The 15,917-nt window shown below is 36.8% G+C and carries 15 protein-coding genes; 9 read left to right on the forward strand and 6 right to left on the reverse strand.

Translation table 11 applies throughout. The annotated features are described in order from the left end of the window. Window positions 1-4: 4 nt before the first annotated feature. The 4 genes from RQ359_RS07700 to RQ359_RS07715 form a co-directional block, all read right to left on the reverse strand. Window positions 5-643 (reverse strand): thiaminase II/PqqC family protein, encoded by a 639-nt coding sequence (locus tag RQ359_RS07700; RefSeq protein WP_054838285.1) that lies wholly within the window; start codon window positions 641-643, stop codon window positions 5-7. After that, window positions 640-1,362, reverse strand: coding sequence for an SDR family NAD(P)-dependent oxidoreductase (locus tag RQ359_RS07705; RefSeq protein WP_156017030.1), 723 nt, complete (start codon window positions 1,360-1,362; stop codon window positions 640-642). The genes RQ359_RS07700 and RQ359_RS07705 overlap by 4 nt, the downstream gene beginning before the upstream one ends. Before the next feature lie 12 nt (window positions 1,363-1,374). Beyond that, window positions 1,375-3,270: a thioredoxin domain-containing protein gene (locus RQ359_RS07710; RefSeq protein WP_156017028.1), complete on the reverse strand. Its 1,896-nt coding sequence runs from the start codon at window positions 3,268-3,270 to the stop codon at window positions 1,375-1,377. Window positions 3,271-3,370: 100 nt separating this feature from the next. Further along, entirely contained in the window at window positions 3,371-4,048 is a 678-nt protein-coding gene (locus RQ359_RS07715; RefSeq protein WP_156017026.1) for a hypothetical protein, read from the reverse strand. Window positions 4,049-4,245: 197 nt separating this feature from the next. On the opposite strand from RQ359_RS07715, the gene RQ359_RS07720 reads away from it, so the two are divergent. The 6 genes from RQ359_RS07720 (at window position 4,246) to RQ359_RS07745 (ending at window position 12,265) form a co-directional block, all read left to right on the forward strand. Next, window positions 4,246-5,130 carry a tRNA guanosine transglycosylase family protein gene (locus RQ359_RS07720; RefSeq protein WP_156017024.1) on the forward strand — a complete coding sequence of 295 codons (885 nt, stop codon included), beginning with the start codon at window positions 4,246-4,248 and terminating at the stop codon, window positions 5,128-5,130. Further along, window positions 5,102-5,701 (forward strand): DUF5591 domain-containing protein, encoded by a 600-nt coding sequence (locus RQ359_RS07725; protein ID WP_054838283.1) that lies wholly within the window; start codon window positions 5,102-5,104, stop codon window positions 5,699-5,701. The genes RQ359_RS07720 and RQ359_RS07725 overlap by 29 nt, the downstream gene beginning before the upstream one ends. Window positions 5,702-5,800: 99 nt before the next feature. Then, a complete protein-coding gene (locus RQ359_RS07730; RefSeq protein ID WP_054838282.1) occupies window positions 5,801-7,408 on the forward strand; it encodes an ATP-binding protein in 1,608 nt (535 codons plus the stop codon). Between the two features lie 6 nt (window positions 7,409-7,414). Continuing rightward, window positions 7,415-10,477: a hypothetical protein gene (locus RQ359_RS07735; RefSeq protein ID WP_156017022.1), complete on the forward strand. Its 3,063-nt coding sequence runs from the start codon at window positions 7,415-7,417 to the stop codon at window positions 10,475-10,477. Next, window positions 10,467-11,174: a hypothetical protein gene (locus RQ359_RS07740; protein ID WP_156017020.1), complete on the forward strand. Its 708-nt coding sequence runs from the start codon at window positions 10,467-10,469 to the stop codon at window positions 11,172-11,174. The genes RQ359_RS07735 and RQ359_RS07740 overlap by 11 nt, the downstream gene beginning before the upstream one ends. Next, window positions 11,171-12,265, forward strand: coding sequence for a DNA double-strand break repair nuclease NurA (locus RQ359_RS07745; RefSeq protein ID WP_156017017.1), 1,095 nt, complete (start codon window positions 11,171-11,173; stop codon window positions 12,263-12,265). The genes RQ359_RS07740 and RQ359_RS07745 overlap by 4 nt, the downstream gene beginning before the upstream one ends. Before the next feature lie 33 nt (window positions 12,266-12,298). Here RQ359_RS07745 and RQ359_RS07750 read toward each other — a convergent pair whose 3' ends face one another. Then, window positions 12,299-13,108, reverse strand: coding sequence for a slipin family protein (locus RQ359_RS07750; RefSeq protein ID WP_156017016.1), 810 nt, complete (start codon window positions 13,106-13,108; stop codon window positions 12,299-12,301). A 19-nt stretch (window positions 13,109-13,127) separates the two neighbouring features. Continuing rightward, window positions 13,128-14,435 (reverse strand): thermopsin family protease, encoded by a 1,308-nt coding sequence (locus RQ359_RS07755; RefSeq protein ID WP_054838277.1) that lies wholly within the window; start codon window positions 14,433-14,435, stop codon window positions 13,128-13,130. A 33-nt stretch (window positions 14,436-14,468) separates the two neighbouring features. On the opposite strand from RQ359_RS07755, the gene RQ359_RS07760 reads away from it, so the two are divergent. The 3 genes from RQ359_RS07760 to RQ359_RS07770 are packed head-to-tail and all read left to right on the forward strand — an operon-like array spanning window position 14,469 to window position 15,917. Then, window positions 14,469-14,852 (forward strand): NfeD family protein, encoded by a 384-nt coding sequence (locus RQ359_RS07760; RefSeq protein ID WP_156017014.1) that lies wholly within the window; start codon window positions 14,469-14,471, stop codon window positions 14,850-14,852. Next, window positions 14,821-15,105, forward strand: a complete 285-nt coding sequence (locus RQ359_RS07765) for a hypothetical protein (protein WP_054838276.1) — start codon at window positions 14,821-14,823, stop codon at window positions 15,103-15,105. Before RQ359_RS07760 ends, RQ359_RS07765 begins: the two co-directional genes overlap by 32 nt. Then, window positions 15,105-15,917: a gamma-glutamylcyclotransferase gene (locus tag RQ359_RS07770; RefSeq protein ID WP_054838275.1), complete on the forward strand. Its 813-nt coding sequence runs from the start codon at window positions 15,105-15,107 to the stop codon at window positions 15,915-15,917. Before RQ359_RS07765 ends, RQ359_RS07770 begins: the two co-directional genes overlap by 1 nt.

Below are 15,917 nucleotides of genomic sequence, written 5' to 3' on the forward strand. Positions count from 1 at the left end.
CAATTCACCTAAAGAGAGTAGGATCCATTTTCAGGGCAGAATCCCAGAAGAGCGTTTCCAATATTACGCTATTCTGAAATAATGACTCTAAATAATCATTAAGTTTTATAGAGTTTAACTCATCTATTATCAGTTTAACCCTTTCTCCGTACTCTGCAGAGGCATAGAAGGAAGCCCATTCTCTATATAATTCTATTTTCGTATCTTTAGCAATATTTCCTATTTCGTAATATCCAACCATACATGGTGTCCAAGCAAAGACGAACTCCTCCCAAGTTCTAGATGACAATAGAAGATGCCTAGTGTAGGCAAAGTTAACTAATGAAAATCTAGAGTCTTCTATTTCGGTTTCAGTTATCCCTATACTCTTGATTAACTTTTCATGAACCTCCCTTCCTCTATCCTTGGAACTAAGGATTTTCATGAGAAATGTATTAACCTTATCATCTATGGAGTTGCCTGCTGCCCTAGCTAAAGCCTTCATCATTTCCTTTACGTATTTAGAATCCTGTATGAGATAATACTTGAATGATTCCTTGCTTAACGTTCCTTCCCTTAGTTCATTTACGAACTTATGGTTAACGTAACTATCCCAAATTTCTTTGTATTTGTCTTTAAGATGTGAAAAGTTATCCGATTTCATTTCAAGAACGCACCTCCATCTACTGGGATAACTACTCCGTTTATCCAACTAGCTCTTTCGCTAAGCAAGAGCGACATTACGCTAGCGAAGTCTTCTGGAGGCGCTTTCCAATCTCCTAGCTTCCTCATGGATTTCCAATTTCTACCTACCTGAAAGTTTCCATCAATTACGCTCGGTGCTATTCCTATAACTCTTATTCCCTTATCCAATAGTGAAGAAGCAATAACTTCTACAGCCTTCGCTACCCCGGCTTTAGCTATGCCATAGGATAGCTGATTAGGTAGTGCATTCCTTATCCCTCTCATGGCGGAAACCATCATTATGGTAGAACCCTCATGAAGAAACTTGACTCCACTTGATATTATTTTAATAGGAGTTTTAATCTGAGAATTTATCATTAGATCAAGTCCCTTAGGGTCGTATATGTTATCCTCAACATAACCTCCTATTGTAATCACTAGATCATCAATTCCTCCTAATGATTTCTTACATTCTTGAAAGAAATCTTCAATTTCTTTTTCGTTATCCATTGAGCCAACAAACGTTTCTATTTTACCATATTTAGCAAGTGTATTCTTAATCTTTTCCAATTTACTAGCATTTCTTGAATTTATTATGACATGAGCACCGTCTTTCAGTAGAAAATACGCCAATGCGTACCCTAGTCCTTCACTTACACCAATTACCCCTACTCTTCTTTCAAGTAAAAGTTCCCCCATAATTAAATTACCTTAAAGCTTAGTTTTAAGGAGCTGTTTAATTGATGCTTGATCTGTAACTGGTTGACTGCAGGATTTTCCTATACACACAAACGCTCTGCTGGATCCTCTCTTAACGTCAAACATTGCCCTCACATATGACGGTAAATGGTCCCTTTCAGAATCAAGAACTCTCTCCACTATTTTCAATGGATAGAATGAAAGTAGTGCTACCCTATGAAGCTGATCCGCTAAACTATCTCCTTCATCAACGATTACCACATGAGATAAAGCTCCCTTTTGTAATATGAAGTTCGTATCTATCAAGCCAGCGTAAAATGATGGGGAACCTGCGAACTTCACTTCCTCAGTCTTGAGATCCGCTCCTTCTAAAATAGACATTTTAGCAATTAGCCTTGATATAAGCGATGCAGAACTCTCGTTGGGAGAATCTAAAGGATAGGGTTTAGAGCTCCTAATTTTCTCTCTGATCGCTGAAGATATATCTCTGGCATAGTCAAGAAATTCTCGTTCTGATGAAATTTCAAATGCTGATATGTCTGCTAGTGCTACTGATGCCATGTCCTCAAGTGAGGGTTCCTCATTTCCAGTTATCCTTCTGTGAGGAGAAGATCTTACTTTCCTTAAAATCTTCAACGGTAAATCATAGGAATTTCCCAATAAAGTTGAAGTATATAGCATAGCTTCAGACATTCTAGCGTTGGGATGAGTGTAGTCGTTTATATCCTTAAATGGCGGATTACGCTCTTTTCTACACTCCAGCAGTTTTTCCCTTATAGAATTCAGCTTAGATAGAGCTTTATCTTTTCCCATAATCTGAATCAATTTTTCGTTCTCTAAATCTCGCAGTAGAATTTTCCTTCCCTCTACTTCCTCAGATTTCGAGATTCCAAATATCTTCTTTCCTAAATCAAAATCTTCGGCTAGGCACCTTTCCATTTCCTCTAAAGTCCAAGTATAATAATAGCCTTCTATTCCGTCACTATCAGCATCTAGGCTATTGGCAAAGGTCTCTCCCATGTCCATCTCTCTCTTCACGAAAGCGTAAGTTCTCTCCAACGCGTCTTTAACGTCCACGTCGTTAGTCGCCTCATAGAGCTTAACAAGAGATAACATGATTTCTGCGTTATCTATTAACAATTTTTCAAAATGAGGAATTTTCCATTCTCTATCTACGGTATACCTATGATAACCTCCTCCAACTTGATCGAAGATTGCACCGTTATACATCTTCTTAGCTGTAAACAAGCTAACCTTCTTTCCCACATCATCTCCGGAAATTGCAGTGTAATCTAACATTAAGGTATCAACTAAAGGATGAGGAAACTTAGAAGAGTTGCCCAGTCCTCCATATTCTAGATCGTACTCTCCTATAATTTGAATAATAGTATCAGATAACTCTAGATTTTCCCCTCCAAAACTGATTGTGGATGGATCGAAAGCCGATCTCTCAATCTCATCCCTTTTATTTTTCCAAACCTCTGCTATGTTTTTTAATAATCTTTTGAACCCAATTCTACCATACATATCATCTGGAGGAAAATATGTACCTCCGAAGAAGACCTTGCCTGAGGGTGTCATGAACACAGTTAGCGGCCATCCGCTTTCTCCAGTAATTGCAAAAACTGCATTCTGAAGTTCCCTATCTAAATCTGGCATCTCGTCCCTATCTACCTTTACCGGAATGAAATCTTCATTGACAAGCCTGGCCACGCCTTCGTTTGAATAAGTCTCCCTATCCATAACGTGGCACCAATGACACCAAACTGCACCAACGTCTATGAGGATTGGCTTATCTTCACGTTTAGCTTCCTCTAAAACTTGAGGAGACCATTCCCTCCAAATTATCGGTTGCTCAGCAGCTTCCCTCAAAAAGGCGCTTTTAGCTTTAGATAAGTTGTTAACCATATGAAGATTCAGTTTTAAAACATAAAAGATGTTTCATTAATAGTTCAAGTTTTACGAAATAATATGAAAATAAATTTATAATATTATATTACATTTTTGATTATATGTCTTCAGATTTCCTTTTCTCATACCTTTGCAATAGGTATATCCCTAACAAAAGCAGACCCAGAGCAGCATTAATTAATAAATTGGATCCTCCACTAAATCCCGTTGATGGATCTTTCTTGAAATCTAGAGTTAGGGTCTCATTCTGAGATATAAAACACCATATTTCGTTAGATTCGAATCCGTTCGACCAGTTTGATACATATCCAGACTTAGGATCTGCGTTCAGCTTTATGAGAGAGAAGTCTGGCAATATAATTGTACTTCCGTTCTTCACTTTTATGATAGATCCGTTCTGAAACGTTATTGAAACGTTACCCATACCCCTATAAATCACTTTGAGCGATACCATGATAGGTCTCAAGGTCACTGTTACGTTATAACTTTGACCTCCATTTACAGTGAAGGTAGCAGTTCCCTGACTCTTAATTCCGTTGACCTCTATACATGGGCTTTCAGTAGTACTTAACGCTTGTACTGTCACCACAGAACCAACTGGTATGTTAATTGAGGTGTTGTGGGATATTACGACAACATTATTGTAATATGAAATCGTGATGCTCGAGCCGTTATATAGGGTAAAATTTACATTACTTAAGTTCGAATCTGCAATAACATTATGAAACATAGATAGAGCAACGATTACTGAGAGCAGTAGAAACCATTTAGCCATGATGAGGATAGGAAATTTTGAACGCTGTCAGATTACCGTAAGTGATCCAAATTCTTAACCTTAAATACGTTTTCGCTAATGAATATACGATGGAGAACCCAACCTTACCTGATAAGTGATGAGGGGTTGTTTACCTGACTGTTTATGTGTATTATCTTGGTATAACATATAATCAGTATTACCATTTCATTAGTTGAATGAAGATAATCCTCGGAATTCCAGATTTACGACTACCGATATGGGATCTTGGAATCCCAGTCATGATAAATCAATTATCTTGGGAAAAAATACCTTGGAATAATGAAACGTGGGTTGATTCAGGAGGTTACCAAATACTAATGAGAGGTTTATCCCTAAACCTTGAGGCTGTATATAAGAAGTACCTTTATCTTAATGCTAACGTTTTCATGAGCTTGGATAAGCCAGTTTCTCCGTGTTCGTCAGTACCAAAGGAGAATTTCAGCAACTTTGAATATTTATATCATAAACTAGATAGCAAGGAAATTATCCCCGTTGTCCACGCATACAAGTTGGAAGATCTAAAGAAGGCCATAGATTTCTATAAATCCTATGGAGTAAGGAAGATAGCCTACGGTGGAATAGTTCCGCCTACAATGGGTCAGAAGGGAAGTCGCTCCCTTGTAAAACATATCTATAAGTTCATTAGAAAGTCTTTGGAATCTAGGTGGATACATGTTTTGGGTGCAGGATCACCTTATATGAGAAAGGTATTTCATGATGCAGAAAGTGTAGATACGTCGACTTACAGAATAAAGGCTATACACGGAATGATAATCATACCAGGAAAAGGAGAAAGGTACGTTGGAGAGAGGAAAATAGTATGGAGAGTAAAAAGGGCGTCTGAAGAGGAACTTGAAACTCTTTACTCTTTTCTCGACTCAACCTATTTCCCCTTCAAGCCGGATCTAACACACTGGAAAACTCGAAGCATGATTAATGCATGGGTTCTCATCAATTCTTCATATGAAAATAAAAAGGTACAAGAGGCAGACCTAACATTTAATGAATTAGAAGCTAAAATCGGTGAAGAGTGTGATAAATTGTCAAGAACTTTACTCTGAACTACATGTTAATTCATTTGAACCTATTCATAAAAGAGACGGGCTAGACCTTTTCAAACATCCAATGGTGGAGAAGTGGCATCAATTCTTCTTAAGTAATTATAAATCTAATAGACCATTGGCTCTGCTGCTGCCTTGTACTTCCATTAAGCCTTACAATAGATCTGCAACACATAGGCTAGCATATTCCATAATAAAGAAGGCAGGTGTTGAAGACTTTATACAAGTCTATTCCGTGTCTGAGCCCATGCTTTTAGTTCCAAGGGAATTCGAGGATTGTTATCCATTTAATTCGTATGAATATTCCCCAAAGGTAATGTCCAAAGAGGAGAAGGAAGAATTCATAGACTTGTTAAGGCAACCTTTACATAAAATAATCGAAACGCATGATGTTATAGTAGGTGTGCTTCCCAAGCATCACTACAGTATTGTATCTAGGTCATTGTCTTCTGAAGTAGCTAATTTCTCCTTATTTAAGTATGATAAGCTAGCCTTCAAGTCCATACATACCGCAATATTCAGCCTCATAAGTGAAGGGAAAAATAAGGGAATAATTCGGACAGATCATTGAAGAGTAATTAGATAGCTTCCATTTGGTAGATTTATTTTATAAAAATTTTAAATAGATGACAGAATGTTTTAAATGTACCTGATATAGATTTACTTCTTAATGGAACTTACAAAGAATCCACCGATAGGAATAGTCTTACAGAAAGGTGACGGTAATTCCGTCAGGGGAATATTAAGCCAAGATGCCGAGGTTAACATGGGACAATTACTAGTAATTCAGGACAACGAGAGGATATCGCTGGGTAGAATTGAGTCGTTTGAATATATTAACAATTTCTTCTCAGAGGACTCTGAACTGATAAGACCTTTAACTGAGTCCTCCGAGATATATGACCTACTAAGTTCAAGCACGGTAACTAGGGCGAACCTCTTCATTATAAGAAGGTACAGTCATAACTCAACCCCAAAGCCTGGCTCGTTGATAAGAACACTACCTGAAATAAGGGACGAAGATTTACCTGAATTCTATGGAATACCTGGACTTTGTGGTTACATTAAGTACGGCAGACTAGCTGGGTCTAGCATTCCGCTTTTGCTTGACCTAAATTCAATAACTATGCACGCCGGAATTTTCGGCGAAACTGGAAGCGGAAAGAGCTACAATATGAGATATCTTTTATATAACCTTTCAAATATAAAAATCGGAGAAAAAGAAGATGCACTTCCTATAATATTAATTGATGCTAATGGAGATTATTCGGACTTCACTTACACCAACTCTGACATGTTAAGAGGACGAAAATGGATAAAGAGGTACGTATTGAGGGATCCACTCCTCCCTAACGATCAACGGCTTACAATAGATCTTTCTCTGTTTTCGCCTAGAGACTTGGCTGAGTTCATTACTTCGCTCAAGTATGGTCAGACAGGAGGAAATGCACTTCAATCCAATTTTTTAGAATATGTACTATCACTCCATGACCAGAAGGAGTTCAACTTCCTGCTGGGAACAACTACTGGTTTGGAGAACCTAAAACAGGAAGTTAACGGGGTATCGTCTAACAAGGAATTAGGATTCAACTATAGCACGTCAAGAAGCGTTCAGAGCGCCCTAGAGATATTTAAAAACAAGGTAGTAAATAAGCTGTCTTTGGTTAGCCCAAACGCATCGTTGACCGAAAACACTTTAGAACTTATGTGGAGAAGCAGAGGCTTAGCCACAATAGACTTTTCCGCTGACGCTTCCCCTGGGATAGACGTCACCACAAAACAACTCATAGTCAGCTACGTTTCTAGGATAACTTACAATTACTTAACAAGAACTAAGTATAGTGGTTCACAGAGGTTCATAATATTTATAATAGAAGAAGCACAAAATTACATTCCATCAAACGATTATCCAGTTAATGCCAACTTAACCAAGGACGTCTTAGTTACCTTAGCAACGCAGGGAAGAAAGTTCGGTTTATCCTTAATACTAGTAAGCCAAAGGCCAGCCTTCATCGATAAATATGTCCTTTCAATGTTAAATACTTTCTTCTTCCATAGAATTTACCATGAAGATGTAAGATATGTCATGTCTGCCTCTGGAGGTCTGCCAGAATCTTTATCACACGCGCTCACCTCTTTAGAGACCGGATACGTTATAGTCAACGGACTTATGTCATCCATGAAAAGTCCTGTACTTGTGAGAATACCTTGGGATTCTAGGTTAGGGTCATACGCTGGCAGTGTAGAAAGAGTTGAAAGAGTTTTGACTACAGATTAGAATATTATGACTAAGCGACTTAGCGAGACTGCAGCTGATAGCAGTTCTGCTTTCTCTCTGTTCAAATGCATTTCAAGTGTTAGATATTTAAATAAGCTGAAATTCTTTAGCACCATAAACCATGAGTTAGACCGAATTAAAAGTGAGAGGGAGTCCCCTGAAATTATTGCTTTAGTTGCTGATTGGGGACAAGGAAAATCTTTCTTTCTAGATATAATAAAGGAATACAGTAATTCCTCCAACATTGCCGTAATAAAGGAGAACTTCAGTAATGTACTGGAAAACTGGATTCCCAATAGGGATGGAATTCTCCTTATAGATGAAGTAGAAAACTTAGTAGACTCGGCTATATTTGGAAAATATAAGGAAAAAATAAGAGATTTCTGGATTAATATAAAGACCTTAGCTAACAGCAAGGGTAACTCAATAATTTACTTGTCAATGACTCCAAGCGCCTATAGCAAGATATTCAGTGTCGGTGGACAGCTTCAATTGATGTTTCAAGAAACTTTTCCAGCTCTGGTAGAAAGAGTAAAGAAGGTTACTCTCAACACCCCGTCCAAGCTGGAGTTTTTATTAATGCTGAATTGTTCCATGAAGTTAAGGGGATTCGACGAGGAAGACCTAATTTCTTATTTAAAATATATGGATCTTCCCTTCTGGGTTACCCAGCCAGAGAGGAGGAAATACGTTAGATTGATTAACGAAGTTATAATGGATAATTTTCCATCAGTGGAGAATACTTTCCAAGAGATTTCTAGAGGACCTGCCAAGAGCTTCTTGAACGACGAAGAGGAAACCGTTAGAGAAAAGGAGTTACTCAGACTAGAGGATGAAATAGACAGGAGCGATAGGGAGAATCTTTACAAGTCGTTGATGTGTAGAGTTGGAATTGACGAAAGCGAAATAGTTGAACCTTTAAAATGGATGTTCGTTAAGGGAAACTTAGTACCTTACAGTAAGTGGATCCAGGTAACGTCCGATAGTGAAGTGGCACAGAACTTGGAAGATTTTCTTCTAACAGTAAAAAAGGGGAAAGACATAGAAGATTCACTTTATATTTTTATCAGCGAGGAGCTAGAAAAGTTAGTCTATGAAGGAATAATATCGGATTTTGAAGAATTAGAGGCAATCAAGGAAAAAGTTCTTCCTTTAGCTAACGTAGAGGCTTACGCATTGAGATGGGACTTCTACGAGAAGATAGTTAATACTAACGTAGGAGGTTTGATAGTGGATTTCAAAACTAGGGAAATGAAAGATATGGCCCTGCGTTTTGTAAACGACAACTTAACCGACAACAAGAAATTGATAGAATCTATAATTAATTTCATAGAAATAGGCAAGCAAGAATGGAAAGTTGAGGAGAGAGGTCAATTATCCCTTCCAGCTACGTTAATTCAGTTAACCGTAGGTGAAAAGAAAATTAACCTAATGTTAGCCGTGCCTACTTCACATCAGGACATGGAGAAAATAATTGAAAAAATTAAATCTTCTCAGGACATAATACATTCACTTTTGCTAATGAATAACGAGTTTGTAGAAAATAACATGGATGACATTGAAAGACTCGTGAAGATTACCAATAACCTTTCTATAACCATGATGCGTATAGACGTGCCTACGCCTATGAAGAGACAACTCCTCTATATGCTTTTCGCTAAGAAGACCATGAAAAACGTCAACATTAGATATGATGCGTTGGAAATTAAATTAGGTGAGCTTAAGAGAAATGTAGAGAAGTGTATAAACGAATCATATGAGAAACTGATAATTCCTCAATTACCAGCAATAAATAAGAGGCTAATACAATCTTTCAATTGGATTCTCTTTTACCCAGAAGACGGCATAGCTGAAGTGAAGGATATATTCGAGAAAACCAACGAGGTAGTAAACCAGAAGTTTAGGATCTTCGGCTCCAAACAGTTTCATTTAGAAGACTTTGAAACTGAGACTGTGTTAGAGAAGGAAATTGTCCCTTATCTAACGGATAACGAAATTATCAGAAGCAAGGAAGGTTTCCTCGACTATAGTAATCTTTACGGTGAGACAATTAATAAAATTTCTACTTTATTGGCAGGATATTTGAAACAAAGAATGGACGACTATGTAAATCCTTTAGTTAACTTCTTCATCTCGTCTTCTTCTACGTCTCCAGATGAAAAGTTCCTGAATGCAATAGCTAAACTACTTCAAACAAAGAACGATCAGAGCCTACTATTCCTAGTTTACGTCTCAGTAATCTCAGGTTCACTTATAAGTAAAATGGACAAGGAAAAGATCATTGACGCTATTATTGAGAAAATAAATCAACTTCCTAAAAAGGAAGTGAACGACGATTATTTTATTACGGCCAAACGCAGGGACGCTGGAATTAGAAGTTTAAGTGAAATGAGAAACATTATGGAGAAATATAGGGAATTATGCATGCTCTCAAAGGAAAATGTCAACAACTTAAGGTTCTGTGCGTCTTACATAGCTCTTAACTCAATCTACTCGAAGTTAAGTACAACAGCTGAGGAGAGTAGAAACAAGATGAATAACGAGATCGAAATTCAGATATTGAAGAAAGTTGACACTTTAGTTAAAGCCAGAAAGTTCTTAGGGATAAATGAGCCTACTGAGGAGGAGAAAATAATTGAAGAAATCTTAAATAAAATACGAAATATGAAAAATATAGCTAAAGAAATCTCCGATACATTAAAGGAAATTTACGAAAATAATAAGGGTGAGGAGTTCAAGAGATCCTTAGACGAAGTTGTTTCAGCTATAGGCATGGATGAGGATCAGCCAATCCATCTGGGACTCTTCATAGCTAATCTCACTAATGCTGTCCTTGATGGCGTTAGAACATCGATTATAGATTACCTAAATAAAGTTGACATTTTCAATATGATTCAAGGAGTCAAGGGTAGCGCTAGGGTAATTAAGGATATAGATGTATTGCTAGATTCGTTAAATAAAACAATGCCAGAACTTCCTTTAATAAAGGAAGAGAAAACAAAGGTTGCCCAAGAGATTGAAGACACAGTATCAAAGATAAGAGAGAGGGTGAAGGAGATTGAAGGCTGAAGATCTATATATTAAATTAAGGGAAACCAAGGATACACTTAACGTAGAGTCAATCAGAGCTGAACTAGCCAGAATGAAAGAATCCCTTGAGAGATTGAAGCAATCCTATTTCAAGCTAAATGAAATCGTTGAAGGAATAGTTATGGCAAGGAAAATGTTAACTGAGCTTCAAGAGGTAGATAGAAACGATAGGTTGTCAGAGCGTCTAAATAGAATAGTTATCGAGATAAAGTCGTTATATAACAAGAAGGATCCAGATCAAATAGTGAACGATATTTCCTATGTCCACCACGAATTGATGGAATTAATAAAGGATATAGAGTACACAAGCGACAACGTCAGAGTAAATCTTAAAAATAAAATTGAAGAAATAAATAAATTACTTAAGGTTTATGCAAGAATATTGTTGCAATTCCTTGAAGAGGAGAATGTAGAAGTTATGACCTTTACCGTAAATTCAAGTTCCATTCATGAGTTGTCGTTAAGGAAAAGGGAAGCAGAGGAACACTTAGGTAATATCAAGTCCATTACAATAGATAAAATAAAGAAAAAAGGTCTAGATGAGAGGGCTTTAACGTTAATGATAAAGCTGATTGAGGACAGCAAGATAAGGGTTAACAAAACAAATCTAGAAGACGTAAATAGAGTATCTAAACTGCTTGTGGAAAAAGGAATTCAACTGGAGATTTCGTTATGAAGAGCGAAGACATAGTAAGGTCGATTAAGGAAATCGCTGAAAGAAATATAAAAGATAGAGAAAAATTAAATACTGCAATAGAAATTGCTTACGAGGATATAAGAGACGGAAACGCAGACTTCAAGTTTACTGAAATTTCAGAGAGCTCTCCTCCGCACAATGCTTGTGCAATAGACGGAAGTAGATACATAGTCCCGGTGCAGGACAACATCTTCGTTATAGCGAGGGCTGTCCTAATTAGAGGGAACGATAAAGGAAATAAGGAAATACCTCCAGAAATAGAACAGGAATTTAAAATAACCAGCAATTATTACGACGAGAATATAGTAGGAAATAAATCCATTCTCCTAATGTTACAGTTAGAAACTTCTCTTCTCGATAAATGCAAAGACGTTAATGTTATAATGATTGATGGACCTTTAATTGATCCTCCGGTATATTACCAAGACTCTCATATAGATGGCTTTCCCGACCTTGAAGATTACACTAAGATGAGAGCTATGAAAATAATAGAGAAAAGAGAAAAATCTATGGTTATAGGAATATCTAAAAGGTTTTCTCAAAGGTTACTTGTAAATTACTTCTCTAACAGAGGAATGAAACAAATATCTAAATCAACAGAAAATTTCCTCCTTTCATTTCTTTTCCTGAAGTACAGAATGGAAAAAGAAATTTACAATACTCCTTTATCAATAGGACCGATAGAATGGGACCTTTTCTTTCAACACGAAAGAAAACTAGAAGACCTAAAATCTCTGGAAGATGCTTACCAAATGTATAAAGAAAAATTTCAAGAGGCCGGACTCAAGTTAATATCATACTATTATCAGAAAGATTTCTCCTCGCCAATCGGGAGAATAGATATGCTGAATCTAAAGGAAGAAGAACCAGGAAAGGAATTAATCTACGTAAATAGATGGGCGGTAAGTCAAGTTAAGGAAATAACTATACTAAACAAGTTGGCTGACGATCTCTCTAACGTGTCTAAAAAGGAAAGCGAAAGGTTAATATCCCTTTACAATCTGTTCACTATGTCAAATATGGAAAAAGAGGATTTAATTCTAAAGAGATTAGGAAAAAGCAATTATTAAAAAATAAAAAGTTTTTACTTATTCAATTAAGATCTATTTATTTGTAGGAGTAGTTGTAGCTCCGTTTTTCTTGAGATCGTATGAAGCTAATGCAGTTCCTAAGGTTGGATAGATCTCGCTTCCAGCGGGAACTACTACTATTAAACCTCCACGTTGAGATACATCTGATAGTGTTTCCAGGAACCTAAGTTGAAGGGCTACAGGGTTAGCACTATATGATTTTGAGGCATCAGCAAGTATTGTGGAAGCTTGTTTCTCTCCTTCGCTTATTATTATTCTAGAACGTCTCAACCTCTCTGCTTCGGCTTGTTTAGCTATGGCGGAAAGTAAATCCTGTGATATTCTGATGTCTCTTATAGTAACTTGCGTTACTTTTATTCCCCATCCTTCAGTAATTGAATCAAGTATCTCCTGCAGTTTCAGATTTATACTTTCTCTCTTAGTTAATATTTCATCTAGCTCCATCTGACCCGCTATATCCCTCAGAGATGTCTGAGCTAGATTGAGAACAGCAACATTATAATTAAACACCGTCGTAATGGCCTTCTGAGCATCTACTACCTTATAATAAACCACCGCGTCTATTGCAACGCTAACGTTGTCCTTCGTTATTATGGATTGAGATGGAACGTCTACGCTATTAATTCTTAAATCCACTATAATAGGTCTGTCTACAAACGGAATAAGGAATATAATTCCTGGACCTTTAAGCCCCAAAAGTCTACCTAGTCTAAGCACAACCGCTTTTTCCCATTCTTTAACTATCCTAAATGAAAGAGCAACGAAGACAAGTATAACAACAAGCAGAAAAACTAATCCTATAACTAAATCCAAAGAAGACATATTATATGTTATATTTTTCCTAAGTTTTAAGTCTTACTAAAACGGCTGAAATTACCACGCCAACTACTATTGCGACTATGTATTCGAGTAGAAGATAATTGACAGTAGTCGAAGGAGGACTCACATATCTTCCATCATTGAAAAACGAGGTAATTCCCTTCTTAAAGGAATATTCCTCTGATTGAAGGAAACTAAGAAGCTTATGATAGTAAGAAGTCAAGGATGAATATACACTATTTAGAGCAGGAGAAGAAATAGCATAGCTATATGACAAAGTAAAGTTTCCAGGATAATATACCACGAACAAGGAAGATGTTATGTTTGTAAATGACGCTATTCCGTCTTGATTTGTCAGTGCTTTAGCTATAGGCGATGGAGGAAATCCTGTTTCTACTTCAATCTCCTGATCTGGAATTGGCTTTCCGTTTACATAAACGGTAACGTTGACGGAAGAGTTATGCTGATTTATAGAAATGGATGGGGGTATAGGCCATAGTACGGTTGGGTTATCTGCTCCAGTTTTCTCCTGAGCCTTAGGCGAGAACAGATGAGATAAATCAGCGTTTACGTTAACTCCCTGAACCGACTCTCCCGTATCGAAACCTATGGAATAGGTTTCATTAGGAATTACCATTTTATTTCCTTGTTTGTAAAATATTTCCGATAATGCATTGATATGTATGCTAACTACGCTCCCGCCTCCCGGACCTCCCCATACTAACTCTAGGTCATTAGGAAGACCTATTTTAGAGGTTCCCCCTATTTGAAAAGATCCACTTATAGGAATAAAATAATATATTTCGCTATGATTATCGTAAGCATATCCAAATGAGATACCAGTTCTATTCTCTAACATAAATAGAGACAAGTTAAAGGGAATAGTTGCAGATATACTGGGACTTAGGTAACATATAACACCTAAGCCCTGGAATGAAGTGACTGTTGCGTTATTGACTTTTAATGTAAAAGGACCACTTAAATTCCAATAGTTCACAACAAATCTTATATTAAATGTAGATGATGTTTGTTGACAGATTAGTGCTACGTCCTGAGCCCAATATAAACCATCAACCATGGCATTAAGCTGGAGAGAGGCATTTCCCATCTCAAAGGGCTGACCGTTGGGTAAGTAAGACTCGCCGATTTGAAGGCTAGAAACATTAATCACTCCTTCTACTTCTTTTGTATAGTAAACTCCAGAAAGGGGAAAAGTTGAAATTCCCATAGGAAAACTACTGCCAATCTGAGAGCTAACTATAGTAGCTGATGAAAGGGGAATCAGCATAGAAGCAATTATAAATATTGCAACAGCTCTCCTCCATAGCATTGTTTATATTTAAGCCTGCGTTATATTAAAATTATGTCACATCCCGCAGTTATTCCTGTGATTGCTATACTTATTTTAATTATTGCATTGGTTATAACCGGCTATATTTATGACCCTATTGTATCATTACCTAGCTTAGCATTAATAGGATTTCTAAGTTATAGAATAGTTTATGTGATTCTAAAAACGAGGCATCGTGACATATATTCTTATGTAGGAAAGATTGGCCAAGTTGAGGAAGACATAATCCCTGGAAAGGTAGGATATGTTCTCGTGGAAGGAGAACTTTGGGAAGCAATAAGTGATGAGGTGATCCATAAAGGTGAAACCGTAACCGTAATTGAAAGACAAGGACTTAAACTAAAAGTTAAGAGGGCTGATGCATTTGAGGGAAATAAAACTAGACAAGCTAATTAACTTTCTAAAGGGAAACTCGTCCTATAGCTATTCTATAGAAGAAGATAAGCTGATGATATCCTTTCAAAGCCCAACCTTAGAGGAAGCTGGAGGAGATGGTGATTTAAGTAAAGTTTACTTAATAACATTTAGAATTAAAGGCGAAACTGCAATTTTAGAATCGTGTAAACTTATAGATGGATTAAATGAAAGAGAAATCCAAGGAGAAATAGATTTTTGGCTTGATTACATAGAGATTTCTACTGAGAGATAATGTTCCTGTTCGTTTATGGCACATTTCGTTACGGTTTTGAGCTCCATCATCTTTTAAGAAAATCAAGGTTCGTTGGACTAGCACATGTAGAAGGATATAACATGTATGACCTTGTCAACTTTCCAGGGATAGTGAAGGGTGAGAATACAGTTTGGGGCGAAGTCTATGAAATTGATGATAGCTTAATTAAAGAACTTGACATAGTTGAAGGATTTACTGGAAGTCCAGACGACCTTTATGTTAGGGAAACTACGACAGTTTATTTTGATCAAAGAAGAAGATATAGAATGAACAACGTTTTCCTCTACAGATATAACATGGATATTGAGGGAAGAGAGCTCATAGAATCTGGAAACTACTCCATGTGGAGTGGCATGCCTGAAATTGTAAATTATTTTTCTTACGCTGAAAATACTAACATAAATGTAATAAAGGATCGAGGAGTTAAAAAGGTGATAAACGAATTTCCTGCAATCCTAGAAGGATATAGGATGATATTTAGTGTGTCTTGCAAATACGGTTTCTGTGCCAACTTAGTAGAGGATCCACTTGGTAGGATTTATGGATATAATGTAAAAACCTTTCTACATGAGCTAAATTCTTTAGATAGAGCAGAAGAACATATGGTAAAATATAAGAGGGAAATATTCCCCATAAAGGATCTTCAAGGTAAAGAATATTACGCAATGGCATATGTTTCTGATTCCAAAGAAGAGAAGGAACCTACCAAAGAGTACATAGAAATAATAAAGGAAGGATTGGCCAGGGGTTTTCATGGAAAGTTAAGTAGTGGAATGGAAAAATATGTATAG

The organism is Sulfuracidifex metallicus DSM 6482 = JCM 9184, assembly GCA_032834875.1.
Lineage (GTDB): Archaea > Thermoproteota > Thermoprotei_A > Sulfolobales > Sulfolobaceae > Sulfuracidifex > Sulfuracidifex metallicus.

Coding starts and splice junctions, on each gene's coding strand:
- RQ359_RS07700 (WP_054838285.1), bottom strand. CDS start 643: ATGAAATCGGATAACTTTTCACATCTTAAAGACAAATACAAAGAAATT.
- RQ359_RS07705 (WP_156017030.1), bottom strand. CDS start 1,362: ATGGGGGAACTTTTACTTGAAAGAAGAGTAGGGGTAATTGGTGTAAGT.
- RQ359_RS07710 (WP_156017028.1), bottom strand. CDS start 3,270: ATGGTTAACAACTTATCTAAAGCTAAAAGCGCCTTTTTGAGGGAAGCT.
- RQ359_RS07715 (WP_156017026.1), bottom strand. CDS start 4,048: ATGGCTAAATGGTTTCTACTGCTCTCAGTAATCGTTGCTCTATCTATG.
- RQ359_RS07720 (WP_156017024.1), top strand. CDS start 4,246: ATGAAGATAATCCTCGGAATTCCAGATTTACGACTACCGATATGGGAT.
- RQ359_RS07730 (WP_054838282.1), top strand. CDS start 5,801: ATGGAACTTACAAAGAATCCACCGATAGGAATAGTCTTACAGAAAGGT.
- RQ359_RS07735 (WP_156017022.1), top strand. CDS start 7,415: ATGACTAAGCGACTTAGCGAGACTGCAGCTGATAGCAGTTCTGCTTTC.
- RQ359_RS07745 (WP_156017017.1), top strand. CDS start 11,171: ATGAAGAGCGAAGACATAGTAAGGTCGATTAAGGAAATCGCTGAAAGA.
- RQ359_RS07750 (WP_156017016.1), bottom strand. CDS start 13,108: ATGTCTTCTTTGGATTTAGTTATAGGATTAGTTTTTCTGCTTGTTGTT.
- RQ359_RS07755 (WP_054838277.1), bottom strand. CDS start 14,435: ATGCTATGGAGGAGAGCTGTTGCAATATTTATAATTGCTTCTATGCTG.
- RQ359_RS07760 (WP_156017014.1), top strand. CDS start 14,469: ATGTCACATCCCGCAGTTATTCCTGTGATTGCTATACTTATTTTAATT.
- RQ359_RS07770 (WP_054838275.1), top strand. CDS start 15,105: ATGTTCCTGTTCGTTTATGGCACATTTCGTTACGGTTTTGAGCTCCAT.